Here is a 26,253-nt window from a genome sequence, read left to right on the forward strand (position 1 = left end):
GCTCCCTACTCAGCGGTTTAGTGCCTTCAAAGCCGCCAGTGTTGCGTCCAGGTTGGCGCGGTGCCAGTTGTCTTTCTTGGTAATTCCTTCACTGGTCACGCCTGAGCCGAAGCCGCTCATACCAACAGACAGTGTACCGGAATGGCGCAGGGCGTTGAAGCTCTTTTGCTGGGCAGAAAGGGCGATAAGGCCATCATCGGTATCCAGCACGATGCGGTAATTGAGCATATCTTCCCGCACTTCTACCTTGCGGATATGGTCGTAGGGAATCTCCAATACCACATCCTTTTTCAGAACCATGGACATCCGCCCAAAGGGCAGCAGCACCAGAGCGTTTTCGCACATTTGCAGCGCAAAGAACTCATTGGAGAAAAAGCGAGCAATTTTCTCGCTCATGTCGGCAGGCGCATAGGTGACGATGATAGCGCGGTCAGGAATGGGGGTGTATCCAGCTTCTTTTACAAAATCATGGACAAATTTTTCAGCAGGCATTTTTAAAGCCCTCCTTGTTGTTTTTTGTTGACTTGAGTATAGCAGAGAAATTGCACTGACAACCAAATCTTTCGCCAATGGTTCAAAAGGCTTCGCCAATGGTAAAGTAATAATTGACCATACAAAAATAGGGGCAGAAGAAATTTTCTTCTGCCCCTTGTTGTAATTTACTTTAGATATATGCCGTGGTCTATGTCTGCGCTTGATACTCGCTTTTTGCTTTGCGGGAAAGCAAGCAGGTCTCACCATTGTCCATCTCTACTATCTGTTCCTTCAGATGCACCGAACGGATGCGGTTTCGGTTCACCAGAAAGCCCCGGTGACAGCGCCAGAAGCCATCGCCCAACTGAGCAGCAAAGTGGTTCAGACTACTGTTGAATTCCAGTAATTCATTGTCCAAATGTAGCCGCAGCGTATGGCGATAGCCCACCGCCTCCAGGTAGAGGATATTGTCAGTGGGAATATGGCGCACTGTATCGAGAATCTTGACCGTACAGTAGCTGCCCTGTCCAGGGCGCTGGGAGAGCATCCGTTCCCGAATACTTTCCAGACAGCTTTGAACCCGTGTAGTCATGGAAGCTGCGTCTCCCTTTACGATATAGTCCAACGCCTCCAGCCGCAGGCGGAAGGTCTCAAAAGCCAAGTCATTGTGGGCGGTAATAAACACAATAAATCCTCGCGGGTCATACTGCCTCAGTTTTTGAGCCAGTTCCAGCCCGCTGATCTTACCAGGGAAGTCTATGTCCAAAAAGTAGACAGCAGGAACAGCATCTTCCTTTTGCAGTCGAAGCAACTCGTCCGGTTCCTCCACAGTCCGCACAGGCCCCATATCGCTGTCCAGAATCATAATCTGCCCTGCCACGATCTGCTCCAGCCTTTGGCAAATAGGCGCTTCATCGTCACAGATATAAACGGGAATCATAGGCATTCCCTCCTTTGCATCAAATAGTGGGGATGTGTAACTCTTGCACAAACATCCCATCTTTCAGATAAGTGCGCATAGCACAGCCTCGGCATCGGGCTACGATGCGTCGATAGCTCGAAAGGCCGGTGCCATGGCTACTTCCTTTGGTGGTATAGCCTTTGCGGGCAAGGGCAGCCATATCTGGTGTGACATCGTAATTATTAGCTATGGCAAGATACAGTTGCTTTTCTTCCTGCAACAGCACCACACGAACAAGGCCATTTCTCTTTGCAGCAGCCTCGATAGCATTATCCAATAGGATGCCTACTGCCCGCAGTAGATCATCGGCGTCCATGGTCTGATCGCGATTTACAGGGCGAATAACCTCCAGTACACCCTTAATATGCTGCTGACGCATTTTTGCCAATTTTGTAGTTAACAGGCTACGCAGAGGATACAGCTCAATATTACTAAGTCCGTCCATCTGTGCAATCTCGTTGCCGAGCTTTTCATCAAAGTAGCCACTGGTTCGCTTCATAAACTCTTGGATACCAGCAAGATCGCCTTCCTGTGCCTGTAAAGTTAGACCGGAGAACAGATTGGTGAAGTCATGACGAAATGCTCGAATTTCCTGTTGTAATTCTTCCAACAGAGCCATGTGTGCTTGCTGCTGGAGAATTGTTTCCTCCTGCGCTTTAATCCGATCCTGCCCTGCTGTATACATAGCGACAAACTGGATGCAGAAAAGTCCAACAATGATAAATGAAAAAATAAGAACGCCGTACTCGGCATTGGGGTCAATACCCGGAAAAAGGGTGTGCAAAATGGGCATCATGCACATTAAGCCATAACATATCAGAAAGGTTAACACGGCACGGGTGCGGCTGCGAAATAGTGCCGAGAAATAGCGGTAAAATTCCGAACGGCGAAGAATAAAAGATGCAAGCCATGCCACACCGATAGTGAGAGTATATGGAATATACAGGAGAACAAAAGCGAGAATATACTGACGGTCAAATAAGGGACTGTACCGTTCTACCACCAGTGCCATTACGCTATTGGATGTATTGCCAATAAAAGAGGCAAGCACTGCCGCTGTGAAAGTATGAAGAAAGGGCATCCGAAATGTGTGTGCCAGTTGCCAACCCAAGAATAAGACCACTGGTGTATAAGTCACAATGTCAAAAGCTGACGCCATCTCAAGTTCATCATTTGCGCCCAAAAAATACAAGAGGATTGGCCATAAGAATCCTAACCACTGTAATACCTGACTAACAACGCAAAATACCACCAATGGTCGTCCTTTTATTTTCTTCCCCAATATACCACAGGTTAGGATGAATAGTGCAATCGACATCATAACAAAGGTATATGCGGCGGTAAAAAGCCGAAAAGGTAATCCCATTATTTCACACTCCTATCTTCATTTTTTATCGATCTCTTTCGATTGTTTGTATCGTCTATCTGCGGGTTTGTCTGCATCCTTGGGAATTAGCCAGACACCAGCCATTTTGACGGAACCGGAGATTCGTCCATCGGTGCAATAGTAATTTATCTGTCGGGACGAAACGCCCCATTTTTCGCTTGCCTCTTTGAGCGTCATGTAATCCATGTTCACACCTCCAACAATCTACTCCATTATATTTCATTTCTTCGAAGAATACAAGAAATAAATAATGAATTATATAGGCCATCTATGGGAACTATATAGACATATTCAGAAAGAAAGGTGAACAGTAAAATGTAATAGGGTGAATCAATATGGCAAAACGACCAGTCAAAAAATATGATTTTACGCCTTTTGGAAAGGCAATCAAATCGGCAAGAAACGAACAGAAGGAGTCCCGCAACAAAGTCGGGAATGAAATGTTTCTGTCTCCCCGCTATCTTGCCAATATCGAAAACAAAGGGCAGCATCCGAGTCTCCAGATTTTCTTTGAACTCGTGACCCGTTACCATATCTCCGTAGATCAGCTACTCTTTGGAGACGCAACAGAGAGTAAGTCCACGGCACGCAGACAGCTTGATCCCTTGCTTGATGGAATGACCGAAGCTGAACTGAAAATCGTCATTGCCACCGCACAGGCTATCTTGGATGCCAGAGCGGAGGAAGAAAAATGATGTGGTTGATGCAACTGAATAATGATTAGAAAACGCTATGAACGGATGCCGTTTGTAGCGTTTTTCTTTGCTTTCATGGTTGCCAAAGGCATGAGTTTCGGATTACTTAGGTACGGAGAGAGAAACGATAGCAAGCACAGCAAGCGAGTACCCGCTTGCGATTTTTGGCTTTAGGGAACCCTCCCCCTAAACCCGAAAAATGCTTGTTGGGAACATCCCAAACCCTGATACGAAAAGAGGCGAGATACCACGATGGCAAACCGAAAACGGAATATCCAGGTGAAGTTCTATGTGACCGCCGAGGAAAAGGAACTGATGGAACAGAAGATGGCCCAGCTCCAGACAAAGCGGATCGGCGCCTACCTGCGGAAGATGGCGATTGACGGATATATCATCCAGGTGGACACCAGGGACATTAAGGAGATGAACAAACTTCTGTCCGCCATTGGCCGGAACATCAATCAGATTGCCAAGCGGGTCAACGCCGGAGGCCCCACCTATCAGGCCGATATAGAGGAAATCCGGGAAAGGCTGGATCAGATATGGCAGTTACAAAGACGCATCCTATTAAGTCAACGCTGAAAGCGGCGATTGACTATATCTGCAACCCCGACAAGACGGATGGGAAACTGCTGGTGTCCTCCTTCGGCTGCGCCGCCGAGACCGCCGACATTGAATTTGAATGGACACGCCGCCATGCCATTGACAAGGGCACGCACCTAGGCCGCCACCTGATCCAAGCCTTTGAGCCAGGGGAGGTCACGCCAGAGGAAGCCCACCGGATCGGCATGGAACTGGCACGGGAGGTCCTGGGCGGCAAATATGAATTTGTCCTCACCACTCACATTGACAAGGATCACGTCCATAATCACCTGATTTTCAATGCGGTCAGCTTCACCGATCACAAGCATTACCATTCCAACAAGCGCAGCTATCACGAGATACGCCGGGCCAGCGACCGGCTGTGCAAAGAACACGGCTTGTCCGTCATCGTCCCTGGCCGGGATAAGGGCAAGAGCTACATTGAGCATCAGGCCGCACAGAACGGCACCAGCTACAAGGCAAAGCTGAAAGCCGCCATCGACCGGCTGATCCCCGTATCCTCCAGCCTGGAAGATTTGCTTGCCCGGTTGCAGCGGGAAGGATACGAAATCAAGCGGGGAAAGTATATCTCCGCCAGGGCGCCGGACCAGGAGAGGTTCACCCGGCTCAAAACCCTGGGCGCCGATTACACGGAAGCAGCCGTTGTCTCCCGCATTGCCGGAGGTCCCAGGCCCTCCAGACAGCCCCAACAGCGCAGCGGGAAGGTCAGCCTGCTCATTGACATTCAGAACAATATCAAGGCCCAGCAGAGTGCCGGATACCAGCGGTGGGCAACCATCGAGAATCTGAAACGGGCGGCCGCCACCATGAACTTTCTCACCGAACACGGCATCGGCAACTATGAGGAATTGGTGGAACGGTGTGACGCCGTTGCCGCCGCCTCCATCCGTACCAGGGAAAGTCTGCGGGATACGGAACAGCGGATCGCCGACCTTGCCCTCCTGGGAAAGCAGATCGACACCTACCGCAAGCTGAAACCTGTCTATGACCGATACAAGGCATCAAAGGACAAGGAAAAATTCCTGCGCGGCTTTGAGAGCGAGATTATCTTATTCGAGGCGGCCGCCAGGGAAATCAAAAAGGCCGGGCTCACCAAACTTCCTTCCTCCGATAAGGTGAAAGCAGAATTGGACGGACTCTCCGCCCGCAAGACCGCCCTGCAAACGGAACTTCGGAAAATACGGCGGGAGGAAAAGGAATATGACACCCTCCGCCAGAATGTGGACGCCCTGCTGGAAAGGCCGAAGGAACAGGAACAGCAGCGGCAGCGGAGCAACGACTTGGAGTAACGGGGATTGGGCGCTTTTTACAGTCTTTGCAAAACCCCTGGGCGCATGGTTATCCGGCTGATATAATGGAACCAGGAATGGAGGTGCTGACTGTGACGAAATCCGAAGTAATCAAAGAGTTTTTCAAAAAGAGCGTGCTGCCCGTGGCGGTGGCGGCTTTGCTGTACTGCATTTTCAAATCCGCCTGCACAAAAGATGGAGTCACCGACTATGTATGGCTGTTCATCCTTTGCGGCCTGCCTTTTGGTATCCCACGGATGTTTGCCTGGTTCGTGCCCGGCGGCTCTTTGGGAACCGCCCTTCCGTTGTTTCTGCTGAACTTTATTATTGGCGGAGTGATCGGCGGTTTCGTCCTGGTCTGGCGACTGCTGGTGGCTGCCTGGTATATTCCCTTGACCATCTATCGACTGTTCATAACAAGAGGGACTTCCTATATTCCAGAATAGCACTATGGAAATGTGGAAAACGGCCGCTCCACCGATGGAAAACAAATATTTACGACCTGATGGAAAAGCTGTCAGCTTTCCCACAGCCCGCAAACACTGTTTCCCACAGCGCCGCCCCTTTGACCGTTTACACACATTCCCACAGCGCCTACTACTGCTACTGAAAATGAGCGCCATCACCGAAAGATGATGGCGCTCATTCTTTTTCTCCGTATCCTTCCCCAGCAAGATTTAGTATATTCTTTTTTTCTTTCTGCGCATAGCGCATGGTCTGATAAGCTCCGCCGCCTGTATGGTCCACATAGAATACAACGAGATCGCTTCGCTTCACCATCTGCCGGTTGCGAATTTGAAAAGCGCCTTTTGGATGGCTGCTGGCCGCGCTGCCGCATATCTCGATTTCATCATAATAGGTTTCAAAGTTTTCCATATTGTTGCGCAGCTCCGCCGTGGGATATGGCAGTATCCAAATCAAGGAACTGTTGTCATCCCGAACAAGTCGCTGCTGGCGTTTGACAGCGGAGGAAACGATCTGGTCAAAATCTCCGTCCCGTCCGACCAGGAACTCCACATACTCCTTTTCCAAAAGCAGCGCATGAACCAGCGCCTCCACACGATCCTCCGCCTCACGAAACTCCGGGATGATCCGGTGTCCAAAAAAACTAACAGTAAATATGTTCACGGTTCTATCTTCGCCATTTTCAAGCCAGTCCCTCCAACAAAGTAAACAATCCACTTCTTATTATATACACACATTGACTTAAAGTAAATAATCATTTAATTGGTATCAATTATAATTTACCTGTTTTGTTGGTAGCATAATATCAGGAGGTGATATTATGCAAACGGAGTTTCCAGAACGCTATATCACTTTGGGCTTGAAGATCGCATATTACAGAAAAAAGGCGGGGATGACACAGGAGGTCCTTGCGGAGAGGATCGGGAAAAGTGTCAACTTCGTTGGTCAGGTAGAAGGAACAGGTACGGTTCGTGGCGTATCTCTTGAAACATTGTTCAAGATCGCCCAAGTGCTGAAAATCCCGCCCTCCAAGCTGTTAGAGGATGACTGATCGACTGCGACGCAGCCAGAACAAAAAAAGAATGGGAGCGCCAACCTCGGATAACTGCATCCGATGTTGACGCTCCCATTTTGCTTGATAAAAGGTGAAAATCCGGCGTTTTTCCTATGCAGAAACGCCCTGCCGCTCCACATGGGAAATCATACTGCCCCTACACGGAAAAGCCGTCACAGCCGGTTTCTTTGACTGTTTTGAACCCTAATTCCCGCACTTTTTGGAACGGAGGGAAAGATAGTGCGGACAGGACAACACCACCGCCCGGAAACTCTGCTTGCAGGGATGGATACAGCCCTTGCATAGCTTGTTATACTGGCGTCTGCCGTTCTCGCCCAGGAAGAACGCCCATTCCAGACGCCATTTCTTGCTCCGGCTCATAAGTCGCCCAGCTCCGGGGGCTTCTTCTGCGGGGCAGGCTTGTCCGGGCTTTTCCGTTCCGCGCACTCCCGTTTTGCGTCCTCCAGTCGCTCCCGGATGGAAGGCTTTTTCTCCGGCGTGGTCCTGCGCGCCTCGGTCTGGGCTTTCTCCAATTCCTCACCACGGCGGCCGTTGTTGATGATCCCGTCGATCATGCCGTAGTCATCCTCCAGGGTCATTTCCGCCGTGCGCAGCGGGTTTTCCGGCTCCACGGGAACGGATACGATCTGCCCGTTGATGCTGGCGAACAGCTCCGGCCGCTTGAATTGCTCGGTGTATTTCTGGATCATGTCCGGGGGCAGGGACGCAAAACTCTCCGGCCCCAGGCCCACCACCAAGAAGGTGCCTGCCACAATGTCGTAAATCTCCCCATGCTCGTCCCGGAGAGAGCGGTTCAGGTCCAGACCGATGAGCTTGCCCTCATCGTTCAGCACCAGCCCCACCGGATCGTCAAAGGGATAGGAGGCGGCAATGTCGCCGCCCACCTCCGCTTGCAGCGCATGGAGGCCGGGGTCGATTTCCTTCACATAGGGTTCCTTCATGGGCTCCACCACCAGGACAGTCAACTTCTCCGGCGCGGTATGTTCGGGTGCGTCTCCGCTGGGGATGGCAAAGGCGCGGCTGCCGTTGGCCATGATGAGATACTTTCCGTCCTCGGACTCGTGGTGAAAACCGTATCCAGCCGCCTCCATCTGTTCCCGGCTCATATCCGTCACATGGAAGGTGCCCCTGGGAGTCCGCACCGTCTCGCCGGTCTCTCGGTCATCCGGGGTGGGCGCCGCTTGCTGCCCGTACAACTCCGCTTCATACTCCCGGTTTGCCTGCTCCGCAAAGGACAGCATCTCGTCCACATGGGACTGATCCGGGTTTTCAATGGCCTCCCGGATCGCCTGGGGGTCCACATCCAGAAATTCCTCATAGCCGGTGGCGTCCTTGAACTTCTCGATCTCCGAAGGCAGATAGTCCTCCTGGGTCTGCCCCAGGGCGGCCAGTTTCTCGTCCAGGGCGGAGATGCGCCCGGCCATCAGGTTTTCGTAGATTTCTTCCTTTGCCGCGTGTTCCTCCGGGTGCTCGGCGGCATACTGCGGATCGTTCTGCCGGAAAAACTCGTCCATATCGTAGGCAAGGTCCATGGCCCATTCCGAAATTTCTTCTTCGGGGATGTCATCCTGGAAGGTCATTACCCGGTATTCCTCCGGGATGCTACCGCGCTCACCATCGTAATACTCATGGAAGCTGTCCCCGGTATCCCGCACATAGCCCAGGTCGGTGAACTGGCCGCTTTCCTCCAGGGCGATGTCCCGCCCGTAGGCTTCATAGTCGATGTAATTGCGCAGATGCTCCGGCACCTGCATGGCGTCCAGTTCCTCGATATAATACCGGCCCAGATCATCGTGGTCATGGATGTCGGGGTAAACATCGTAACAGTCCAGGTTTTCCGTCAGGTTGATAAGCTCCTGGATGCTGCCCGTGTGATCGCCGATCTCCATAGCCGCCTGAAACCGCTCATATTCATCCTGGCTCATATCATCCAGTTTGGAAGCCAGGTAGTTCAGCTCGTCCAGGTTTGCATACTCACCCAGCAGGTCATAGAGGCCGTCCACATAGCAGTCGTAGTCCGTGATGAACCATTCCTCATAGGTCTGCCCGAAGTCGTCCTTCGCACCGATCCCGATACGCTCAAAGACCTTTTTCAGTTCCTCCGCCGTGGTGGGGAACTTCACCCATTCGCCCACAAGGGCACCCTCGTTATATTTGCCCAGGTTGGTGATGAAAGCGGCAAAGGGATAATCTTTGTCATAGTCATAATGGGGCATAACGACACCTCCTTACAGTTCCGGCGCAGACTTTTCCCGATGGGGCTGCGCCTTGCTCTGATTGGCACATTCCTTCCGGCTCTGCTCCAGCCGCTCCTTGATGGAGGGCTTTTTCTCCGTCTGCCTCTCCCTGGGACGCTCATGCTCCCACTCGTCGCCGGAAAGGGTGAGATACCCTTTACTGGTGAAGCACCCCTGTTCCTCCCGCATGGCGTGGTTGCCGAAAGGAACGGGATCAATGGCGTCCAGCAGCTCCGGGGGCAGAAGGACATCCAAATGCTGCGCCAGATAGCGCCAGCCCACATCCTCCACCTTGCTGATGTTGGGCTCCAGAATGAAATACTCGGTATTCGCGGGAAACTCCCGGAACTGCTCCAGGGTGGTCAGTCGGAAGGGAGACTCCTGGACAGTGGCCAGGAGGTCACGGTCCTCCGGGGAAAGTCCGGCAAGCGCCTGGGCCGCTGCCTCCAGTTCGCTTGCGTCACCGCCTGCGGGGAGCAGCGGCTTCAAATGCTCCATGAAGTTGACCTCGGTTTTACTTTTTGCCATGCACACCATCCTTTCGTTTGGGAAACTCCAACTTGAAATTGACATACTTGCCGCCGGTATCGTCCAGGATCACCACGGCGTCATAGGTGGAACCTTTCTTCTCCGACCACATCCCCTTGACGGAAGTGTGGCCTTTTTTCAGAAGGTCGGCCGCCATCTTCCGGGTCATTTCCTTGCGGCGGCTGGTCCAGAAACGGTCATTCTTCCACATGACAAACTGGCAGGCCCGGTCCGAACAGGCGAAATTCTTCTTGCCTTCATAGACCGGCTTGCCGCAGCGGGGGCAGAGGCCCACCGTCTCTTTCTCCGGCTGGAACAGCTTTTGCCCATCCTCGGAAATGTGGGAGTATTTCCGCACCAGCTCCGCCGCCATTGCCTCGATCCCGTCCATGAAGTCCTCCGGCGACGCCTGGCCCTTTGCCACCTCGTTCAACCGCTGCTCCCAATCCGCTGTGAGCTTGGGAGAGGTCAGCAGCTCCGGCAGCACCGTGACCAGGTTAACGCCTGCCTTTGTAGGGATCAGGTTCTTGCCCTTGCGCTCCACGAACCCGCCGGACACCAGCTTTTCAATGATGGCCGCCCTTGTCGCCGGGGTGCCCAGGCCCTTGCGTTCTGCCTCGTCCGGCATATCTTCCTTGCCCGCATTCTCCATGGCCGACAGAAGGGTGTCCTCCGTGTAGGGCTTGGGGGGCGAAGTGAAGTGCTCGGTGACGGAGGCGGAGACCGGCTCAAAGACCTGCCCCTCGGTCAAGGCGGGAAGAACACCCTCGGCATCTTCATCCTCCGGCTTCTCCTTCAGGGAGGAACGGAACACCTCCTGGATGGCGCGCCAGCCCTGGGAAAGCACCTGCTTTCCTTTTGCCGTGAAGGTATGTCCGCCGCAGTCAAAGGTGGCCGTGACCGCCTCATACACGAAAGGCTCTGCCGCCGCACACAGCAGCTTGCAGCAGACCAGCAGAAGAATATTGCGCTCGCCCACAGGCAGCGCAGGGACATCCGCCTTTTCCAGTTCCAGGGTGGGAATCAGGGCATGGTGATCGGATACCTCCTTGTTGTTCACCAGCGCCAGAACATCGGGAAAAAACTCCGGGCAGGTGTCGAAGGGCGGCACCCGCGCCGCCAGATGCAGGACCACGGAGGCGGTCTCCGCCATGTCAACCGTCAGATACCGGCTGTCCGTGCGGGGATAGGTCAGCAGCTTCTTTTCATAGAGCGACTGGGCGTAGTCCAGGGTTTGCTTGGCCGTGTAGCCGAACACCCGGTTTGCCTCCCGCTGCAAGGTGGTCAGGTCGTACAGCTTGGGCGGCTTCTCCGTCTTTTCCTCCCGCACCACGGATATACAGGTTGCTCTTTTACCATCACAGGCATCCCGGATGGCCTGGGCGTCCTCCGGGGAAACAATGCGGTCGCTGACCGCCTCGGCTCCCTCCAGCGCCAGTCGCACATGATGGTATTTCTCCTTGCGGAACAGGACGATCTTACCGTCCCGGTCGGCCAGCATCGCCAGGGTGGGTGTCTGCACCCGCCCAATATTTAACGTTCGATGATACAACACCGAAAAGAGCCGTGAGGCATTGATACCAACAAGCCAGTCCGCCTTTTGGCGGCAAAGTGCCGATTGATACAGCGGGTCATAGTCCGCGCCGGGGCGCAGGTCGGAAAATCCCTCCCGGATTGCCGCGTCCTCCATCGAAGAAATCCAGAGGCGGGAGAAAGGCTTGGAACATCCGGCGGCCTCATAGACCAGCCGGAAAATCAATTCACCCTCGCGCCCCGCGTCGCAGGCGTTGACCAGCTCCGTCACATCGGGGCGTTCCATCAGCGATTGCAAGATATGGAACTGTGCAGCCTTTTCCTCGGACACCACATAGCGGAATGGGTCGGGCAGGATGGGCAGGTCCTCATACCGCCACTTTTTGTAGCGGTCATCATAGGCGGCCGCGTCCGCCAGCCCCACCAGATGCCCGATGCACCAGGAAATCAGCCAGCCGCCGCCCTCAAAATAGCCATCGGCCCTGGATGTGACACCCAGGGCCGACGCGATATTCTTTGCTACACTCGGTTTTTCGCAGATCACCAATTTGCTCAATTCTGGTCCTCCTGTTCTTTCTGTTCAGGATCGTCCTCGTTTTCGTATTCCTCGTCCTCGAACTCATAGTCGTCCGGATCGGCGCTGACCTTTGCGCCCTGCTTGGGCTTGATGAACTTGATGTAGGCGAAGGCTCCGCCGCCGCCCAGGGCCGCCAGCAGCAGGATCAGCACCAGGGCTCCGCCGCTGCCGGACTCCTTCTCCGGCTCCGGTTCGGGCTCCGGCTCCACCTCCGGCGCTTTCCCAGCGCACTCGCTCATATTCACCGAACAGACCGGACAGGCGGTATTCACCGCACCGGCCTGGCACTTCTCAGCGCAGGTACAAGCAGCGGGCTTTTCCTCCGCCTGTCCATCTTCCATCAGCGCCATCAGGTCGGCTTCGTCCACCTGGTTCAAGAAGTGAACGGCCGTTTCCTTGTCCTCGTTGGCCCGGTCGATCAGGATGTAAAAATAGTTGCCCGCTTTCGTGGTCACGGTGATAAGCTGTTTGTCGCCGTAATAATCGTCCACCAGCGTAGCGTTGCCTTCCGGGGTAAGGGGCTGGCCTTCCGGCTCCACGCCCCCGGTGGCGGGTTCCTCGGTGGGTTCCGGCGTCGTCTCGGCGGGCTCCCCGGTGTAATAGTCGCCATCCCCGCCGCCCGCAAAGGCGGTGACGGAGAAAGCGGTCATGCACAGGACCACCGCCAGCATCGCCGTAAACAGCCGGATCACTTTCTTATTCTTCATGGTCGCTGTCCTCCATATCCTCGTCGTCAGGGTCCGCCGCTGCTTCCGCCTCCATCATCCCGTCGGGCAGGGTGATAAGGCCGCTGGCGTAGGCCTTCAGGAAGGCGGTCAGCTCCTTGTTGTCCATGCGCACCGCCTTGACCATGCGGACGATCTCCAGGTTTTCTTCCTCGGTGAGCTGCGCCTCCAGTTCCCGAAGGCGCTTCTGCTGGACGGAAATCTTCTCCTTCGTCTTTTCGATGTCCTTGCGGATTTTTTCAACCGTTGCCATGTGTGCAAAACTCCTTTCCAAATCGTTCTCTCCAGGAATAGTTCCGCCCCAGGCCCTTGACCGTTTTCAGATTTTGCCTGGCGTTGTCCTCCAACGCCAGGGCGCGGCGAAACAAATCGGGATGCTGCTCCCGCAGGGCGGTGATCTCGTCGGGTTTCATGCTGGGACAGAAAAAACAGGACGATTTTCCCGGCTGGGGCAGCCCTGCCGCCTCGATCTGCCGGATGCAATCGTCCCGCGTCCATCCCCATTCCATCAGGGGATACCACTTGCTGTATTTTCGGTCGGCCAGGTCGCCCAGCAGCACCTTGTCGCTGCGGTAGCCCTCGCCCGCGTCGTAGCCGATGAATTTGACCACCCGTTTGCCCGCCTCCCAGGTTCGGCGGCATGGCGGATAATGGTTGCAGAACTTTTCCTGCGGCCCGATCTTGTGTTTCAGGGAACACCGCTTGAAGCCGTAAGCAATGGATGGAAGGCTGCAACTTTGCAGACATTCATCCTCCAGCGTCAGCCGTTTCCCGTCACGGGTGGTCTTATACACTCTGGTAATGGGTGGCATCCCGTGGTCCTTCAGCCAGCGATCCATCACATCCAGATAGGCGTAGGTGTGGGGATGCTCCGCCCCCGTATCCGCAAAGAGGATCAGGTCCACCGGGATACGGTGCTGGTGCAGCCCAATCAAAAGGGCGGTGCTGTTGGCGCCGCCCCCGTAGGAAACCATATTGATGCTTCATCACCTCCATCAGTTGTACGGCGGTCTGCCGTATGCGTAGAAATGAGACTGCCAGTAGCTCGTGTTCAGGTTGGAATATTGAATGGGGTCGCCGCAATGCAGCATCATCCCGTCGCCCACATAGATGCCTACATGAGATACGCCGGTTGTGTCGTAGGTCCCCACGAAGAACACCAGATCGCCGGGCTGGGGGTCGGATACCGGGGTGGAAATGTTGTAGAGCCCCTGGGCGCCCAGCCGCCCGGTATTGCACAGGCCGCTGTTGGTCAGCACATAGCTGACGAAGCCGCTGCAATCAAAAGAGGTGCTGGGGCTGCTGCCGCCCCACACATAGGGATAGCCCAAATACTTTTCTGCCTCGCTGATAAGGGTGTTGAACCGCTCGTCCGTCAGGTATTCAGCGGGAATCTCCCAGGCGGTGGGCGGGTTGTCGATGTACTTGTTCACATACCCGGAGGACGGGAACAGGTCGGGGCGGTTGCCCAGGGTGGACATATATGTGGCGTACAAGGAAAGCTGTTCCTCGCCCATCATGTAAACGGGGACATGGGACAGGTCGAAGTTCTCCAATGTCACGGTACAGATATACCAGGTGTACGGAACTTCCACCTCATACTCATTGCCCTCGCTGTCCGTCCTTGTTTCCGTCCGATAGCGGGTCTCCGTGGTCACGGTTTCGGTGAGGATGTATTGCTTGTCAAAGAGGGTTTGAAGGTCTCCCTGTACCTGGTCGATGGTGAACACCCCATCATGGAGAGCCGACAGAATGGAGATCAGCACATAGGGGTCATGCTCGATCTCATCCAGGTCGAAGTGATACTCGTCATAGTCGTGGGTGGCCTCGTAGGTGTCCAGGTACTCCCGCAATTCATCCTCTTTGGCGCAGTAGGCTTCTTCCGCCGCCAGCATATCGGAGTCCTCGGAGAGATAGGAGGACGCCATGATGTTGGATACACCGCCGCCGAACATGGAGGAACAGGATTGCAGGGAGCCCAGCAGCATCACCAGCAGAAGGCCGATGCCGCCCACGATCAGCGCGCCCTTCCAATGCCGTTTCAGGAAAAGGGCGGTGCGCTTGGACTCCTGGGCGGTTTTCTTGGCCGCCTTTGCCGTGGCCTCCGCTGTTTTCCCGGCCTGGGCGGTCTTGCCCGCCGCCCGGTACGCCGCCGCATATTGCTTTTGCAGCTTCCGTTTCTGCCACAGGCGGGAGATGGGATTGGATGCAAGCTGGGGGTTCTCCGCCATAGCTTTCCGATAGTAGAAATCCGCATTGGCATTGACCGCCGCCTGCTCCGCCTTTGCCGCGTCTCGCCAGGGTTTCAGCTTGCGTTCCGCCCGCCAGTTCTGGACACGGCGGTTTCCGTAGCCCACAGCCTTCTCAATGCCGCGTTCTCCCAAGTGGCCCGACTGGACGCCGGAATTTTCCTGCTCCACCTCCCGGACCTTGCCGTGGATGGCGGCGCCTGCCTCCTGGATGGGGCGGGACAGCGGATTGGTATGCTGGGGGGATGGCGGTTTGGACGGAACAGCAGCCTTTGCCGCGTCCAGCCGGTCCGCCGCCTTGTCCGACTTGCGGATGGCCCCTTGCAGCTCCGGCTTGGCCTGGTCTGCCTCGGAAAACTGCAATCGGGAGGATGGGCGGCTTGCCGCCGCCTCGCCCTCCCGATAGGCCCTGCGCTGTTTCCGACGATTCTTTTTGGCTGCTGCCTGTTCCCGGTACAGTTCCGCACGATCCACCGCTTTCCCGGCGGCACCCGTCGTATCGCCGGATACGGAATGGTCCTGCTCCGGCTCCCGGTGGTCGGGATAGGTGGTTTCGCCTGTGACCAGATTGACGGATACTGCCCCGTCACGGGTCATCTTCTGCGCCTCCTTTTCGGGGGCTTTCCATTCTTTCAAGGTGCGTCACCTCCTGTTCCATAGGGGCAGATGTTGACACAGGCCCCCGTTTCGATCATGGCGATGTACTGGAAAATGGGATAGGCCTGGGGCGGGCAGACCGCGTTCCCCAGGGTTTTCAGCCGCAGCGCCCGGTTGTCGGTGTCCTCGGTCATGCGGGGGACTCCTTCGGGCTCGGCACGCCATAGGATGCGTCCGTCCATTTCGGGGGGAATCCCATAAGCCATTCCACCCAATCCGGGTTCAGCGCCGCTTTCTCGGAACGGGGCTGCTCCTGCCGGATCACCTGAGCCGACAGGTTGGAGGTCGGGGATTTGTCCCGGAAGGCCGCCGGTTTCAGGGTGGAACGGTAGCCCTCCGATGCTGCCGGGGTCAGATAGAACACCGCTGCCGACAGGGACAGGCTCCAGATCGACCCGTCCTTGTTCCGTTTGCGGAATATCCCATTGTCCGACAGGAACACATCCAGGTTGGCAGCGTCCCGCCCGGTGGATTTGTCGGAGGCAAGGGGTGTGGGAAACATCAGCCGCGACGATAAAAGTTCGCTGGCGCTCATGCCATGCGCCGACGCCGCAAGCCGGAAATACGAATGGGAGAACAGCGTATCCCGCTTTTGCCAGGTCAAAAATCGTTTTGTCGAGCCCCATATTGATGAAGCCAGCAACATTTTCCCCAAGCACCCAACGGGGCCGCAGTTCGGCAATAACGCGGCACATTTCCGGCCACAGGTAGCGTTCATCCGCAAAGCCCCGCCGCTTTCCTGCGGTGGAGAAGGGCTGGCACGGGAATCCGCCGGAGAGGATGGTGATGGTTTCAAGTCCTGTTTTCTCAAAAAACGCCTCCTTCGTGAATGTGGTGATGTCCCGAAACTTCGGCACATCCGGCCAATGCTTTTGCAGGATGGAATAGGGATAGTCCGCCCACTCGCATTGACAAACCGTTTCAAAGCCCGCCGCCTCTGCCGCCAGGTCCAGCCCGCCGATGCCGGAAAAGAGGCTGACATGGGTGAGCTTATTCATGGCTGATCTGCTCCCCAGGGATCAGCTCCGCCCGGAACCGCTTGATGACCGCCGCCTCCAATTCATCCTGACAAAAGTTACTGTCAGCGGAAAGACCCAACTTGCGGCGCAGCCTGTTCAGCGTCTTTTCATAGTTCCCGTATTTCTTTTGCAGGCGGAGAAAATCCTTCTCGTTCTGCGCCTGCGACAGACACTTGGCGATGCTGTACCAGGTCACCAGGAACATGTGCAGCTCGCTCACCAGCAGCCGGAATCCGCTGCCGGGGATCAGATAGTGTTCCTCCTGGCGGCCGCCGCCCGGTTCGGGTTCGTCGTTCTCACACTCCACATAGAAGGCGTCCAGCTCGCACAGCTCCCGCGCCTTCATCCCGGCAAGGTCCGCCTTGTCGCCAAACACCAGGTAACGGCCGGGAATGTTCCAGACGTCAAACTTGTCATCGGCGATCTGGCCGTACCGCTTCGCCGCCGCAATGAACGCCTCCACATCCTCCCGGTCCTTGATTTTTCCGGCAAGGAAGGCAAGCTGATGAAGCAGCCCATAGAGATGCACTTCCTCGTCGATATGTGCCTCATAGGTCTTTTCCTCGATGACATACAGCTTTTCCTGTTCCATATCCTTATCCCATCCTTTCCTTCCATTCCAGCCGCATTTGCCCATCATCCAGCAGCAGACGGATCACATTTTTGCCCTGGGGCGTAATCAAGGTCTGCTGTCCAAAATGCCCGTATTTCCAGAAGTCCTTCACACGGAACAACCCGTCATTGGAGGGCTTGGCATAGGGCAGAAGGTATCCGGCCGGGCAGCGGTACAGAAATCCCGCGTCCATCAGGAAACGGCAAAACGCACGCTCCCCGATTTGCAGTTCCTTCGCCGTAGCCCGGATATTGGTGCAGTTTTCTTCATGGACAAAGGCATCATAGAAATCTGCTTTCGGCCGCAGCCGTTCCACCTCGCCGGAGAGCTGCCGGTTTTTCTCATGCTCGGCAAGAAGCTGGTCGGCAAAAGCCAGCAGTATTTCCGGCTTTTCCGCCGCCTGCTCCAAAAGGGAGGCGGTCATATATCCGCCCGTCTTGCGGATCATGGGGAGAACTTCGTCAAACACCCATTTTTCAAAGCGTTCCGCACCAGGCAGCCGACTATGAACGATCAGGCGGTACACATCACCCTCGGAAATGAATTTCATCTGTTGAATCCCGCCATTAGAAGGGGTCGGTAAAACGCAGACCCCTTTGCAATGGGCTGAAATGGCATCAGCCGTGCGTTGGTATCCGAGCGCTTTTGCAATATCTTTTCCGCAAAACAGATAATTGCCGTTCTGCTCGATCACTCGGATGCTGCCAAATTCGCGGTTATTGAAAACCGCCATCTTGTTATCCATTCTGGTCCTCCTTTTCGTCGTCCACAGTTTCGTGTGCAACCTCGCTGGGCTTGGTGGTGAGCAATTTATAGAGCTCGGTGTCTTTCGGGAAGTCATCCGCAAAGGGCAGGATGACATTGTTGAAGAACAGCAGCCCATGGCCCGGCTCGGAGTTGGTCACATAGGCAAGCTGCTCCGATGAAATGTTCAGCCGCTCCGCCAGTATCTTCCGGTCGCCTGCCGCCTGGTTGAGCATATAGATGAAGTCGCTGTTCTCCAGGATGTTTTCGATCTCCGGGGAGGAAAGCAGGTCCTTGGGGTTCTGGGTCGCCCCGGTGGGGATGCCGCCCCATTTTCTGAACCGTTTCCAAATCTCGGCGCTGTACGCTGCTGTCTGTTCCTCCTTCAGCAGAAGGTGGAACTCGTCCACGAAGTACCAGGTAGACCGGCCAATCGCCCGATTGATGGTGACGGTGTTCCACACCGCGTCCTGGACAATGAGCATCCCCGGCTTTTTCAGGTTCTTGCCCAGGCCCTTGATGTCAAAGCAGACAAGACGGTTGGAGATGTCCACGGTGGTACGGTGGTTGAAGAAGTTCAGCGAACCGTTCACATACAGGTCCAATGCCTGGGCCACTCGGTCAGCCTCCGGGATGTGCTGGGACAGCAGGGCGTTCATCAGGTCTCCCAGAATCGGCATATTCTCCGGCCGCGGGTCGGCAAAGTAGGGCTGATAGATCATCTGCACCGCCCGGTCGATGACCGTTTTCTCGATGGCCTCCAGCCCCGTCTTGCTGCCCATGATGAGCTCGCAGAAGGATAAGACAAAATCACTTTTCAGCGCCAGCGGGTTTTCTTCCTCGGAGTAGTTGAGGTTGATGTCCAGGGGGTTCACATAGTCGGTGCTGGACGGGGACAGCCGGATCACCTGACCGCCCAATCGCTTTACCAGGGGCGAATACTCGTCCTCCGGGTCGCATATGATGACATTATCCTGGGTCATCAGCATGATAAAGGTGATCTCCCGTTTGCAGCTCATGGATTTGCCGCTGCCGGGCGTGCCGAACACAAGGCCGTTGGGACAGCGGGATTGCTTGCGGTCCAGCAGGATCATGTTGTTGGAAAGGGCGTTGAGCCCGTAGTACATGGCGTCGCCGCCCATGAATACCTCCTGGGTGACAAAGGGGACGAACACCGCCAGAGCCGATGTGGTCAGGCTCCGTTCGATCTTGATGCGATTGAGCCCCAGGGGAAGGCTGCTCATAAGCCCGTCCTCCTGCTGAAAGTCCAGCCGGGTCAGAAGGCAGTTGTAGGTCTGGGCGACGCTGGCCGCCTGGGATACGGCGATCTCCAGCTTTTGGCGGGTCTCCGCCGTGTGCAGCACCAGGAAGGTCATGTTGAACATTCTCTCGTTGCGGGATTGCAGGTCGGTGAGCAAGTCCTTCGCTGCGCCGCCGTAGGTGGAGAGGTCGGAGGGAAGGATGTCCATATCGTAGCCGCTGCGCACAGCCCGCTTTTGTTCCTGTATCTTCATGGCGTCCAGGTCGGTGATCTTCCGCTTGACCATTTTGATGGCCTCGTTCTGGTTGATGCCCCGGATGTGCATGGTCACCATGATATTCCCATCCGCCTCCATGAAGTCGGTGAGGATGCGGTCGTGCATCTCCGGCGCCAGAATTTGCAGGAAGGACACCGCCCCGTACCGTTTGCCGATGCGGAAGGTGCGGGTCTCCCCAAAGTGGAAGGAGGACGGAGAAATGAAGTCCTTCACCGAAAGTCCGCTGGCCGGGAGCCAGTCCCATTCAAAGGCGAACTGTCCGCCCTCCGGGTGGAGGATGTTGTAAAGCAGCTCCAGCCGTTCCTTTCCGTCCAGCACATGAGCCGCTGCCCCCATGACCTTGAAGCGGTTGAGGGTATCGGTCTCAATGCGGGCAAACCGGGCCCTCGCCGCGGGAAGGTTCTCCGCCTCGATGGTCAGGGTCACATACTTGGTTTTCACATAGCCGTTGTTGCCCCGTTTGTACTGCATCCGCAGAATGTCAACCGCCTCGTCCCGGATGGGGTCCAGGTCGTTGCCCTGTCTGGTGATGCCGAATAGTTCATCGGCGGCGCTGCCTCCGCTGCGGCTGTCCAAAGAAACCTGCACGCCAATGGAGGGGTCGTAGCCGTTGTAGAAGTCGCAGAGGCTTTCAAAGATGCTCCGCTGGTCCTCCGGCCCCGCCAGGCGGTAATTCACATCCTCAAAGGCAATGGTCTTGGAGAAAGTCCCGCCCTCCAGCCTGCACAGGCCATCGGGGAACATATTCTGAAACGGGATGCTGTCCTGCACCGTATGGTTTTTCCCGTCGCCCTTCGCCTGCCGGATCACCGCCTCGATCTGCTTGCGCTCGGCACGGGTGAGCTTACGCTTTGCCGGTTTTTCTGCCTTTTCTCGCAATCCGCTTCACCTCCTGTTCCAGTTGGGATTGCCGCACCAGGGCGGAATAGAGATTGTTTGTCTGGTAGATGCGTACCTTCGGCCGAATGAATTTGTTCTGGATCAGATGCCCCAGGAACACTTCCAGCGGCTGCCCGTTCTTCTCGTACATGGCGAACAGGAAAAAGGGCAGCATCACCAGGATCATGCACAGCGCCGCCGTGGTGGTTCCCAGGCTCGCCTTTGCCAAAAAGAAAAGCGGTACGCCTACCAGCGCCGCCGCTCCGAAACAGATCACTTGTCGTTTGGTCAGCCCGAACAGGACCTTGCTCTGTATCCGGCTCAGGTCCTTCGGGATCGTTACATAAGCCAATGTTTTACACCTCCTTTTTCATCGGCGCATAGTCCTTAAAATCTGATACGGAATGAAAAATCCGTTTGTTATTTACCCATCTTTGCAGATGGCGGGTAATGCGTGGAGCCGTGGGACGCTCATAGATCATCACATAGGGATCATATCCCAATGCCCGCAAGGTGTTTACCCGGTACAAATCCTGTTCATGGGTGCTGCCGTAATTGGTCAGGACATAGACACGGCGGTTTCGGTCGCTCTTTATGGAAGTAAGTTCACGAAAGCGACGGAAATACTCCGTCAGGTCCTCGTCCGGGTTATCCCATGCAAAATGCACCGCTTTTGTCCGCACTTTGTTCAGCAGAGATACATTATCACGGCTGATAAGGCGAATATCGAGCCCCTGGGTAAAGTCCACCAGCGCCCGGCTCTCAATTAGCTGCTCAATGAGCCTTTCATGGTCGGGACAGGCAAGCAGGTTCGGGTCCATCAGTTTGATTTCTTCCTCACCATTCCAAAACTCGGAAAGATCAGCCACCCGGACGCTCCTGCGCCCTTCTTTTTTGCTGACAATACAAAATCCGCAGTTCCTTGGACAGCCACGACTTAAAAAGCCATAGGCTGTACCTAAAAACCGCGGATATAGAAAATAGTCCGGCCGAATATGCTCAATCTCATGCGGGAGGTTTTTGCCGAGGCCGTAACCTGTACCGCCCTGGATGACCTTATTCGCATTGTTCACCTGTATGGTGTCTTTGGAATAGGTGTCTGTAAATACCCGGCTTTTATAAACAAGGTCATATTGCTTTGCAGGGTCCCACCATTCTACCCGGTCCCCGCGTCTGGTGTGATACTCCGAGAGCTTCATCAGGCACAGGTTGGGAAAATTATGTGAGTCCACATCAATAAGGCCTACTTTCAAATATCTGCCTCCTTTAGTGGGCGCCGAACAGGGATTTTGCAAGGCTGCCGGTCTTAAACAGGGTGTAGCACAGAAGAACCGTATAGCCCATGCAACCCCAGATGGCAGCGGATATGTTGTCGCCGGATGTGGAAATGCCCTCCACCAGCACCGCATAGATGCCCACGCAGATCATAATGAGGAAGGCCTGGAAGCCCAGGGCCAGCAAAGAGCGAAGGTAGTTCTGCCCCGTAGAGCCCCACTCCCGGTTGACCATCGTGGCAAAGGGAATCGGTCCTATGGAGGTCACCAGATACACCTCAATCATTCTGCCGTAGATCACCAGGAAGATGCAGATGGAAAGAATCTGCGTACACAGCCCCACGAACACGCTCTGGAACCACAGCCCCAGCAGGGCGCCCACACTCCAGTCGGCAAGCTGGGTCTCCAGATCGCCCACCACGCCGGAAATGTCAATGCCCGCGTCCGAAATGATGACCCCCGCCGACTGGCTGACCACATTCTGCGCCACATCGAACACCGCCATGACGATGTTCCAGGTGTTGGTGACGATCAGCACCGCGCAGAAGGTTTTGAAAATCCACTTGAAGAAAATCCAGGTGTCAAAGTCGTGGAGGTTGTTCTTCTCGACGATCAGTTGGATCAATTCGTAGCACATGACGAAGGTGAGGATAATACCCGCAATGGGGACGATCACCGTCTCCGAGAGGTTGCGGATCATGTTGAAGATGCTGCTGTTCCAGGCGGCGGGCGTCATGCCGACCTCTCCGGCGATCTCGCCCACCTTTGTGTTCAGGGTATCAAACATCCCGGTCAGGTTTGAAATGATACCGTCAATGAGCAGTTCCTTGAACCACTCCTGGATCATATCCAATATCAAGGGAGATCACCTCCTTTGCGGGGGCTCCCGCTATCAAGCGAAAGCCCCCGCCGGTTTTGGAGAATCATTAGGTGGTGGACAGCAGACCGGACAGCAGGGGGATCAGGGTGATGCCGATGAGGGCAACGCCGCCGCCCGCCATGAGCTGCTTGATGCCCTGGCTCTTGGAGGCAGGGTTGTCCTGACCGTAACCTTCCAGAAGGTTGATGCCGCCCCACACGCACAGGCCGCCGCCCAGGGCGATGACCAGAGTCTGCAAAACGTCGATAGCGTTAGTAAAAAAGCTCATATTCACATTTCCTTTCGTTCAGTTGAATTGTTGGGTTTGAAGGTCGGTGGCTTTCAATTCGTACAGATCGAAAGGCTCGTCCGGCTTCACGATGGCCGGTCTGCGTTTCATGTACCGTTCAATGTCAAAGGTGTTTTTCTTATCGGCGTCGGCAAGGTACTTGTAGCGGGGATGTTTCGTTATATCAAACTTGTCGCTGAAAAACGGCCGCACCCCTCGAAGCTGCAAGATACACTTGCCTCCGTCCATCACCGCGATCTCGTCCTGAGTCATCAGCTCCTTTCCTAATTTCTGATAGTTGAGGCCGTGGGAAACCTGGCTGCCCCGGTTTTCGGATTGATTGAAACTGTCGATGGTCTCCTTACCCAGCAGCTCCGAGATTTCTTTCAGGGTGGATTTCTCCTTGCCTCCCAAAAACAAGGTGGTGTCGCAGTTGCCCACAATGGTGTCTGCGGCGTCCTTGTAGATGGTCTTTAACTGACTTTGGGACTGCAAAATAATAGAAGCCGAGATTTCCCGGCTCCGGATGGTGGCGATCAACTTGTCGAAGTTGGGTATCTGCCCGATATTGGCGAACTCGTCCAGGAGGCACCGCACATGGACGGGCAGCCTGCCGCCGTACACATCGTCCGCCTTGTCGCAAAGGAGATTGAATAGCTGGCTTTGCAGCATGGCGATAACGAAGTTGAAGGTGGTGTCCGTGTCGCTCATAATGAGGAACAGCGCCGTTTTTCGGTCGCCCAGGGTGTCCAGCTCCAGTTCGTCGTCGGACATGATTTCCCGCAGCTCCGCTATATCGAAGGGAGCAAGGCGGGCGCCGCAGCTAATCAAGATGGATTTCAGGGTCTTGCCGGCAGCCAGCTTGAATTTGCGGTACTGCTTCACAGCGAAGTGGTTCGGGTGCTCCTTCTCCAGCTTTGCAAAGAGCAGGTCAACGGGACTTTGAAATTCCTCGTCGTCCTCTCTGGCCTCGGATGCGTTGATGAGCTCCAGCAGCGTGAGGAAGTTCTTTTCCTCCGGCTCCGCCTCGTACCAGATGTAACCGATCAGGGCGCAGTACAAAAGCCGCTCAGCCTTCACCCAAAAATCTTCGGAGGATTTTTCCCCGTCGCCTTTGGTGTTGGCAATGATGACGTTCACCAGCTTCAAAATATCCTTTTCGCTGCGGATGTAGGCGAAGGGGTTGTATTTCATGCTTTTTTTGAAGTTGATGGTGTTGAGGACCTTGATGCGGTACGGCTCATAGATGACCTTTCCGTGGGCGTCCAGCATGGGCTTTCCGTTCTCGTCCAGCTTGGGGGCGCCCCGCCGCAGCATGGTCCCCACCTCGGACAAAAGCTGCCCTTTGGGATCGGTGACCACATAGGAACTGTGCATCTGCATGAGGGAGGGCTTGACGAAGAAACGGGTCTTGCCGCTGCCGCTGCCGCCGATGACCAGGATGTTCTTGTTCCGGGCGTACTTGGGATTTTTCGGGCGGCTGGACATGGTGAGCTTTTCCGTCTGGGTCAAAGGGATGTTGCGGTCAGGGACCGGATCGACATAGGGGGCAATGTCGGCCGCCGTGCCCCATGAAGCGTTTTGTCAAGTGTTATTTGGAGTTATTGACGCACAATCAAGGCGAAAGCGCGAAAGTGCAAAGCGCAAAGGGTCTGCACTTTGCGTTTTCAGCTTGCGGGTTCGGGCGGCTGCTTCTTCTTGATGAAGTTGTACCATTGACCGCCGACGCGCCTTGCGCCCAAAACACCGCCCATGTTGCGCTTGGCGTTCTGTACCGTCCTCTCGGATATTCCGGCTTCGGCTGCGGCCTTTACAAGGTCCTCGCTGGCAAGCTCTTTCCCGTCTGCAAGCAGGTCAAGTATCAGCCGTTCCGCCTGTTCGGTCTTGGTGGCGGTGTTGCCGCCCGCGCCGGACAGCAGCTCGTCGGCGGTAATGTCATACTCGCCTATCCACGAAAAGCCCGTTTCCGGGTCAAGGCAAAAGGCTATGGGCTTACCCTCCGCCGCAAGAGAAGATTTGTCATGGACGATAACGCGCACATTCGGTTCCCGTTTCACGCGCCCGATCAGCAGGACGCTCCTTGCTGCGGCGCGGAAGTCGATGGAGCCTAAACCCCGGTAGGCGCTCTGTCCTCCGGCGGCTTTGTTGAGGTGTCCGATTAGGATAACGGCGCACCCGGTACGCTCGGCAATCTCGGCAAGGCGGCGGAACATGGGGCGTATCTCGTTGGCCTTGTTCATGTCGGTTTTCTCGCCCACATACGCCTGTATGGGGTCAAGGATAATCAGCCGCGCCCCGGTCTGTCGGATAGCTCTCTCTATGCGCTCATCGGACAGGGAAAGCCCCTGCTTGCTCTCGTCAATGACAAGAATGCGGTCAAGGTCTGCTTCGGCTTCCATAAGGCGGGGCTTGATGGTGTCGCCCAAACCGTCCTCGGCAGTCTGGTAAATCACATTGAACGGCTCATGCACTGCCATGTGGGGGAACGGCTTGCGGTTGGTACAAGCGGCGGCAAGGCGTAGGGCAAAGGTGGTCTTGCCCTCGCCGGGGTTGCCCTGCACAATGGTTACTTTCCCAAAGGGGATATACGGCTCCCATAACCATTCGACGGTCTGCGTGTCCACCTCGCTCATGCGGATAATCTCAACGGTTTCTTCCTGCGGCGGCCCTTTCAAGCCGTAGACCGCTTCTCGCAAATACTTCCCGTCTGTGATTTCTGCCCGGTGCTGCAATACCTCGTTCCAATCCTTGAAAAGAGGGATAAGCCGGTGGACGGTGTAGCCCTCCGGCATGAGCTTCACAAGGCGGCTGCAAGCGTCGTTTCCGGCTTCGTCGCTGTCAAGGCAGAGATAAACGGTCTTGATGTTCGGACGGTCAGAGAGAAAGCGGAGCAGGGCTTTTTCTCCCACGCCGCCCAATGACAGGTAGCTTTGCTTCTGCCAATCCTTTTTGAACAGGCAGAGGAAAGAAAGCAGGTCAACGGGGGCTTCAAAGACAAACACTCTTTCGCCCTCGCCCCGGTAGCAGAAGTTAAAGGCTTTGTCGCTGCCTTTCACATCAAGGCGGAAGTTTCCCGCCGTTCCCTTGCTGTGGGCGTAGCGCGGTATTCCGTCCTCGTCCCGCCCCACAAATACGGCGTTGTGGTGGGCTGCGTCCTCGTAAATATCGCCGCTGGCAAAGAAAAAGCCCGTCACATCTTCATCAATGCGGCGGGCGGCTGTGAGGTAGTTCCTCGCTGTTCGGTTGTCGGGGCTGCGGGGCGGTAGCCGGAAGTCGGAGAGGGGCGCGGAGCTTGGTCTATCCGGCGGCGGTGCGGCTCCCTTTTCTCCTGTGAGAAGTTCAACGGCTTCGGTAAAACTCTTGCCAAAAAACTCCATGACAAAATCAATGGGGCCGCCGCCCTTGCTCTGGCTGTGGCGATACCACTTGTTGCCCCGGACGGTCAAGCTGTCGTGCCGTTTCCATCGGTATTCCTGTCCGGCGCGTTCCAGCGGTTCCCCCTGCGATTGCAGGAACAAAACAAGGTCGGCTTGGTTCGCCCGGTCTATCTGTTCTTGGGTGTAGTACAAAAAACTCACTCCTT

At 55.5% G+C, this 26,253-nt stretch carries 27 protein-coding genes and 3 pseudogenes; 5 read left to right on the forward strand and 25 right to left on the reverse strand.

Going from position 1 to position 26,253, the window contains the following annotated elements:
* Window positions 1-9: 9 nt before the first annotated feature.
* The 4 genes from ACQRBN_RS01025 to ACQRBN_RS01040 form a co-directional block, all read right to left on the reverse strand.
* Window positions 10-492 (reverse strand): hypothetical protein, encoded by a 483-nt coding sequence (locus tag ACQRBN_RS01025; protein ID WP_427737074.1) that lies wholly within the window; start codon window positions 490-492, stop codon window positions 10-12.
* A gap of 190 nt (window positions 493-682) precedes the next feature.
* Window positions 683-1,414, reverse strand: coding sequence for a LytR/AlgR family response regulator transcription factor (locus ACQRBN_RS01030; protein WP_427737075.1), 732 nt, complete (start codon window positions 1,412-1,414; stop codon window positions 683-685).
* A gap of 19 nt (window positions 1,415-1,433) precedes the next feature.
* Window positions 1,434-2,801 (reverse strand): sensor histidine kinase, encoded by a 1,368-nt coding sequence (locus ACQRBN_RS01035; RefSeq protein ID WP_427737076.1) that lies wholly within the window; start codon window positions 2,799-2,801, stop codon window positions 1,434-1,436.
* A gap of 18 nt (window positions 2,802-2,819) precedes the next feature.
* A complete protein-coding gene (locus tag ACQRBN_RS01040) occupies window positions 2,820-3,008 on the reverse strand; it encodes a DNA-binding protein (RefSeq protein ID WP_427737077.1) in 189 nt (62 codons plus the stop codon).
* 149 nt (window positions 3,009-3,157) lie between these two features.
* Between ACQRBN_RS01040 and ACQRBN_RS01045 the strand changes: the two genes are divergently transcribed.
* From ACQRBN_RS01045 to ACQRBN_RS01060, 4 genes are all read left to right on the forward strand, one after another.
* Window positions 3,158-3,517, forward strand: a complete 360-nt coding sequence (locus tag ACQRBN_RS01045) for a transcriptional regulator (RefSeq protein WP_427737078.1) — start codon at window positions 3,158-3,160, stop codon at window positions 3,515-3,517.
* Between the two features lie 252 nt (window positions 3,518-3,769).
* Window positions 3,770-4,099 carry a plasmid mobilization protein gene (locus tag ACQRBN_RS01050; protein WP_427737080.1) on the forward strand — a complete coding sequence of 110 codons (330 nt, stop codon included), beginning with the start codon at window positions 3,770-3,772 and terminating at the stop codon, window positions 4,097-4,099.
* Window positions 4,060-5,409 carry a relaxase/mobilization nuclease domain-containing protein gene (locus tag ACQRBN_RS01055; protein WP_427737081.1) on the forward strand — a complete coding sequence of 450 codons (1,350 nt, stop codon included), beginning with the start codon at window positions 4,060-4,062 and terminating at the stop codon, window positions 5,407-5,409. The genes ACQRBN_RS01050 and ACQRBN_RS01055 overlap by 40 nt, the downstream gene beginning before the upstream one ends.
* 92 nt (window positions 5,410-5,501) lie before the next feature.
* Window positions 5,502-5,855: a DUF6050 family protein gene (locus tag ACQRBN_RS01060; RefSeq protein WP_427737082.1), complete on the forward strand. Its 354-nt coding sequence runs from the start codon at window positions 5,502-5,504 to the stop codon at window positions 5,853-5,855.
* A 196-nt stretch (window positions 5,856-6,051) separates the two neighbouring features.
* Here the strand turns inward: ACQRBN_RS01060 and ACQRBN_RS01065 are convergent, their stop codons facing one another.
* Window positions 6,052-6,537, reverse strand: a complete 486-nt coding sequence (locus ACQRBN_RS01065) for a hypothetical protein (protein WP_289519219.1) — start codon at window positions 6,535-6,537, stop codon at window positions 6,052-6,054.
* A gap of 157 nt (window positions 6,538-6,694) precedes the next feature.
* Between ACQRBN_RS01065 and ACQRBN_RS01070 the strand changes: the two genes are divergently transcribed.
* A complete protein-coding gene (locus tag ACQRBN_RS01070) occupies window positions 6,695-6,925 on the forward strand; it encodes a helix-turn-helix domain-containing protein (RefSeq protein ID WP_059004488.1) in 231 nt (76 codons plus the stop codon).
* A 207-nt stretch (window positions 6,926-7,132) separates the two neighbouring features.
* Here ACQRBN_RS01070 and ACQRBN_RS01075 read toward each other — a convergent pair whose 3' ends face one another.
* The 20 genes and pseudogenes from ACQRBN_RS01075 to ACQRBN_RS01170 form a co-directional block, all read right to left on the reverse strand.
* The gene (locus ACQRBN_RS01075) at window positions 7,133-7,309 is read right to left on the reverse strand and encodes a hypothetical protein (protein ID WP_166462245.1); all 177 of its coding nucleotides are present in this window, start codon (window positions 7,307-7,309) and stop codon (window positions 7,133-7,135) included.
* On the reverse strand, window positions 7,306-7,902 hold the full coding sequence (locus ACQRBN_RS01080) for a DUF3846 domain-containing protein (protein ID WP_330423552.1): 597 nt from the start codon (window positions 7,900-7,902) through the stop codon (window positions 7,306-7,308). Before ACQRBN_RS01080 ends, ACQRBN_RS01075 begins: the two co-directional genes overlap by 4 nt.
* A gap of 45 nt (window positions 7,903-7,947) precedes the next feature.
* Window positions 7,948-8,127 (reverse strand): annotated as a pseudogene (locus ACQRBN_RS01085) (hypothetical protein); the annotation flags it as partial.
* A 483-nt stretch (window positions 8,128-8,610) separates the two neighbouring features.
* Window positions 8,611-9,165, reverse strand: a pseudogene (locus tag ACQRBN_RS01090) (antirestriction protein ArdA); the annotation flags it as partial.
* 12 nt (window positions 9,166-9,177) lie between these two features.
* Complete coding sequence (locus ACQRBN_RS01095) at window positions 9,178-9,714, reverse strand: hypothetical protein (protein ID WP_427737083.1); 537 nt, start codon at window positions 9,712-9,714, stop codon at window positions 9,178-9,180.
* The gene (locus ACQRBN_RS01100; protein ID WP_427737084.1) at window positions 9,701-11,803 is read right to left on the reverse strand and encodes a DNA topoisomerase 3; all 2,103 of its coding nucleotides are present in this window, start codon (window positions 11,801-11,803) and stop codon (window positions 9,701-9,703) included. The genes ACQRBN_RS01095 and ACQRBN_RS01100 overlap by 14 nt, the downstream gene beginning before the upstream one ends.
* The gene (locus ACQRBN_RS01105; protein WP_427737085.1) at window positions 11,800-12,531 is read right to left on the reverse strand and encodes a DUF4366 domain-containing protein; all 732 of its coding nucleotides are present in this window, start codon (window positions 12,529-12,531) and stop codon (window positions 11,800-11,802) included. The genes ACQRBN_RS01100 and ACQRBN_RS01105 overlap by 4 nt, the downstream gene beginning before the upstream one ends.
* Window positions 12,521-12,802, reverse strand: coding sequence for a DUF4315 family protein (locus ACQRBN_RS01110; protein WP_340405734.1), 282 nt, complete (start codon window positions 12,800-12,802; stop codon window positions 12,521-12,523). The genes ACQRBN_RS01105 and ACQRBN_RS01110 overlap by 11 nt, the downstream gene beginning before the upstream one ends.
* A complete protein-coding gene (locus tag ACQRBN_RS01115) occupies window positions 12,789-13,523 on the reverse strand; it encodes a phosphoadenosine phosphosulfate reductase (protein ID WP_427737086.1) in 735 nt (244 codons plus the stop codon). The genes ACQRBN_RS01110 and ACQRBN_RS01115 overlap by 14 nt, the downstream gene beginning before the upstream one ends.
* Before the next feature lie 21 nt (window positions 13,524-13,544).
* Window positions 13,545-15,434, reverse strand: coding sequence for a CD1108 family mobile element protein (locus ACQRBN_RS01120; RefSeq protein ID WP_427737087.1), 1,890 nt, complete (start codon window positions 15,432-15,434; stop codon window positions 13,545-13,547).
* Window positions 15,431-16,453, reverse strand: a complete 1,023-nt coding sequence (locus ACQRBN_RS01125; RefSeq protein WP_427737088.1) for a DNA cytosine methyltransferase — start codon at window positions 16,451-16,453, stop codon at window positions 15,431-15,433. The genes ACQRBN_RS01120 and ACQRBN_RS01125 overlap by 4 nt, the downstream gene beginning before the upstream one ends.
* The gene (locus tag ACQRBN_RS01130) at window positions 16,446-17,066 is read right to left on the reverse strand and encodes a hypothetical protein (protein ID WP_427737089.1); all 621 of its coding nucleotides are present in this window, start codon (window positions 17,064-17,066) and stop codon (window positions 16,446-16,448) included. Before ACQRBN_RS01130 ends, ACQRBN_RS01125 begins: the two co-directional genes overlap by 8 nt.
* Before the next feature lie 4 nt (window positions 17,067-17,070).
* Window positions 17,071-17,832, reverse strand: coding sequence for a BRO family protein (locus ACQRBN_RS01135; protein ID WP_059004497.1), 762 nt, complete (start codon window positions 17,830-17,832; stop codon window positions 17,071-17,073).
* Window positions 17,825-20,248: a VirB4-like conjugal transfer ATPase, CD1110 family gene (locus ACQRBN_RS01140; protein ID WP_427737090.1), complete on the reverse strand. Its 2,424-nt coding sequence runs from the start codon at window positions 20,246-20,248 to the stop codon at window positions 17,825-17,827. The genes ACQRBN_RS01135 and ACQRBN_RS01140 overlap by 8 nt, the downstream gene beginning before the upstream one ends.
* On the reverse strand, window positions 20,214-20,600 hold the full coding sequence (locus tag ACQRBN_RS01145) for a PrgI family protein (protein ID WP_059004499.1): 387 nt from the start codon (window positions 20,598-20,600) through the stop codon (window positions 20,214-20,216). The genes ACQRBN_RS01140 and ACQRBN_RS01145 overlap by 35 nt, the downstream gene beginning before the upstream one ends.
* Before the next feature lie 4 nt (window positions 20,601-20,604).
* Window positions 20,605-21,501, reverse strand: a complete 897-nt coding sequence (locus ACQRBN_RS01150; protein WP_427737091.1) for a radical SAM protein — start codon at window positions 21,499-21,501, stop codon at window positions 20,605-20,607.
* A 13-nt stretch (window positions 21,502-21,514) separates the two neighbouring features.
* Window positions 21,515-22,369: a VirB6/TrbL-like conjugal transfer protein, CD1112 family gene (locus ACQRBN_RS01155; protein WP_412289973.1), complete on the reverse strand. Its 855-nt coding sequence runs from the start codon at window positions 22,367-22,369 to the stop codon at window positions 21,515-21,517.
* Between the two features lie 79 nt (window positions 22,370-22,448).
* The gene (locus ACQRBN_RS01160) at window positions 22,449-22,670 is read right to left on the reverse strand and encodes a Maff2 family mobile element protein (RefSeq protein ID WP_087374121.1); all 222 of its coding nucleotides are present in this window, start codon (window positions 22,668-22,670) and stop codon (window positions 22,449-22,451) included.
* Window positions 22,671-22,688: 18 nt separating this feature from the next.
* Window positions 22,689-24,251 (reverse strand): annotated as a pseudogene (locus ACQRBN_RS01165) (VirD4-like conjugal transfer protein, CD1115 family); the annotation flags it as partial.
* A gap of 86 nt (window positions 24,252-24,337) precedes the next feature.
* Window positions 24,338-26,239: an AAA family ATPase gene (locus ACQRBN_RS01170; RefSeq protein WP_058351587.1), complete on the reverse strand. Its 1,902-nt coding sequence runs from the start codon at window positions 26,237-26,239 to the stop codon at window positions 24,338-24,340.
* Window positions 26,240-26,253 lie beyond the last annotated feature (14 nt).

The sequence above is a fragment of the Bariatricus sp. SGI.154 genome (assembly GCF_050313795.1).
Taxonomy (GTDB): domain Bacteria; phylum Bacillota; class Clostridia; order Lachnospirales; family Lachnospiraceae; genus CAMBRQ01.

Coding starts and splice junctions, on each gene's coding strand:
- ACQRBN_RS01075 (WP_166462245.1), bottom strand. CDS start 7,309: ATGAGCCGGAGCAAGAAATGGCGTCTGGAATGGGCGTTCTTCCTGGGC.
- ACQRBN_RS01050 (WP_427737080.1), top strand. CDS start 3,770: ATGGCAAACCGAAAACGGAATATCCAGGTGAAGTTCTATGTGACCGCC.
- ACQRBN_RS01035 (WP_427737076.1), bottom strand. CDS start 2,801: ATGGGATTACCTTTTCGGCTTTTTACCGCCGCATATACCTTTGTTATG.
- ACQRBN_RS01070 (WP_059004488.1), top strand. CDS start 6,695: ATGCAAACGGAGTTTCCAGAACGCTATATCACTTTGGGCTTGAAGATC.
- ACQRBN_RS01025 (WP_427737074.1), bottom strand. CDS start 492: ATGCCTGCTGAAAAATTTGTCCATGATTTTGTAAAAGAAGCTGGATAC.
- ACQRBN_RS01125 (WP_427737088.1), bottom strand. CDS start 16,453: ATGAATAAGCTCACCCATGTCAGCCTCTTTTCCGGCATCGGCGGGCTG.
- ACQRBN_RS01030 (WP_427737075.1), bottom strand. CDS start 1,414: ATGATTCCCGTTTATATCTGTGACGATGAAGCGCCTATTTGCCAAAGG.
- ACQRBN_RS01110 (WP_340405734.1), bottom strand. CDS start 12,802: ATGGCAACGGTTGAAAAAATCCGCAAGGACATCGAAAAGACGAAGGAG.
- ACQRBN_RS01055 (WP_427737081.1), top strand. CDS start 4,060: ATGGCAGTTACAAAGACGCATCCTATTAAGTCAACGCTGAAAGCGGCG.
- ACQRBN_RS01155 (WP_412289973.1), bottom strand. CDS start 22,369: ATGATCCAGGAGTGGTTCAAGGAACTGCTCATTGACGGTATCATTTCA.
- ACQRBN_RS01105 (WP_427737085.1), bottom strand. CDS start 12,531: ATGAAGAATAAGAAAGTGATCCGGCTGTTTACGGCGATGCTGGCGGTG.
- ACQRBN_RS01040 (WP_427737077.1), bottom strand. CDS start 3,008: ATGGATTACATGACGCTCAAAGAGGCAAGCGAAAAATGGGGCGTTTCG.
- ACQRBN_RS01095 (WP_427737083.1), bottom strand. CDS start 9,714: ATGGCAAAAAGTAAAACCGAGGTCAACTTCATGGAGCATTTGAAGCCG.
- ACQRBN_RS01115 (WP_427737086.1), bottom strand. CDS start 13,523: ATGGTTTCCTACGGGGGCGGCGCCAACAGCACCGCCCTTTTGATTGGG.
- ACQRBN_RS01135 (WP_059004497.1), bottom strand. CDS start 17,832: ATGGATAACAAGATGGCGGTTTTCAATAACCGCGAATTTGGCAGCATC.
- ACQRBN_RS01045 (WP_427737078.1), top strand. CDS start 3,158: ATGGCAAAACGACCAGTCAAAAAATATGATTTTACGCCTTTTGGAAAG.
- ACQRBN_RS01130 (WP_427737089.1), bottom strand. CDS start 17,066: ATGGAACAGGAAAAGCTGTATGTCATCGAGGAAAAGACCTATGAGGCA.
- ACQRBN_RS01160 (WP_087374121.1), bottom strand. CDS start 22,670: ATGAGCTTTTTTACTAACGCTATCGACGTTTTGCAGACTCTGGTCATC.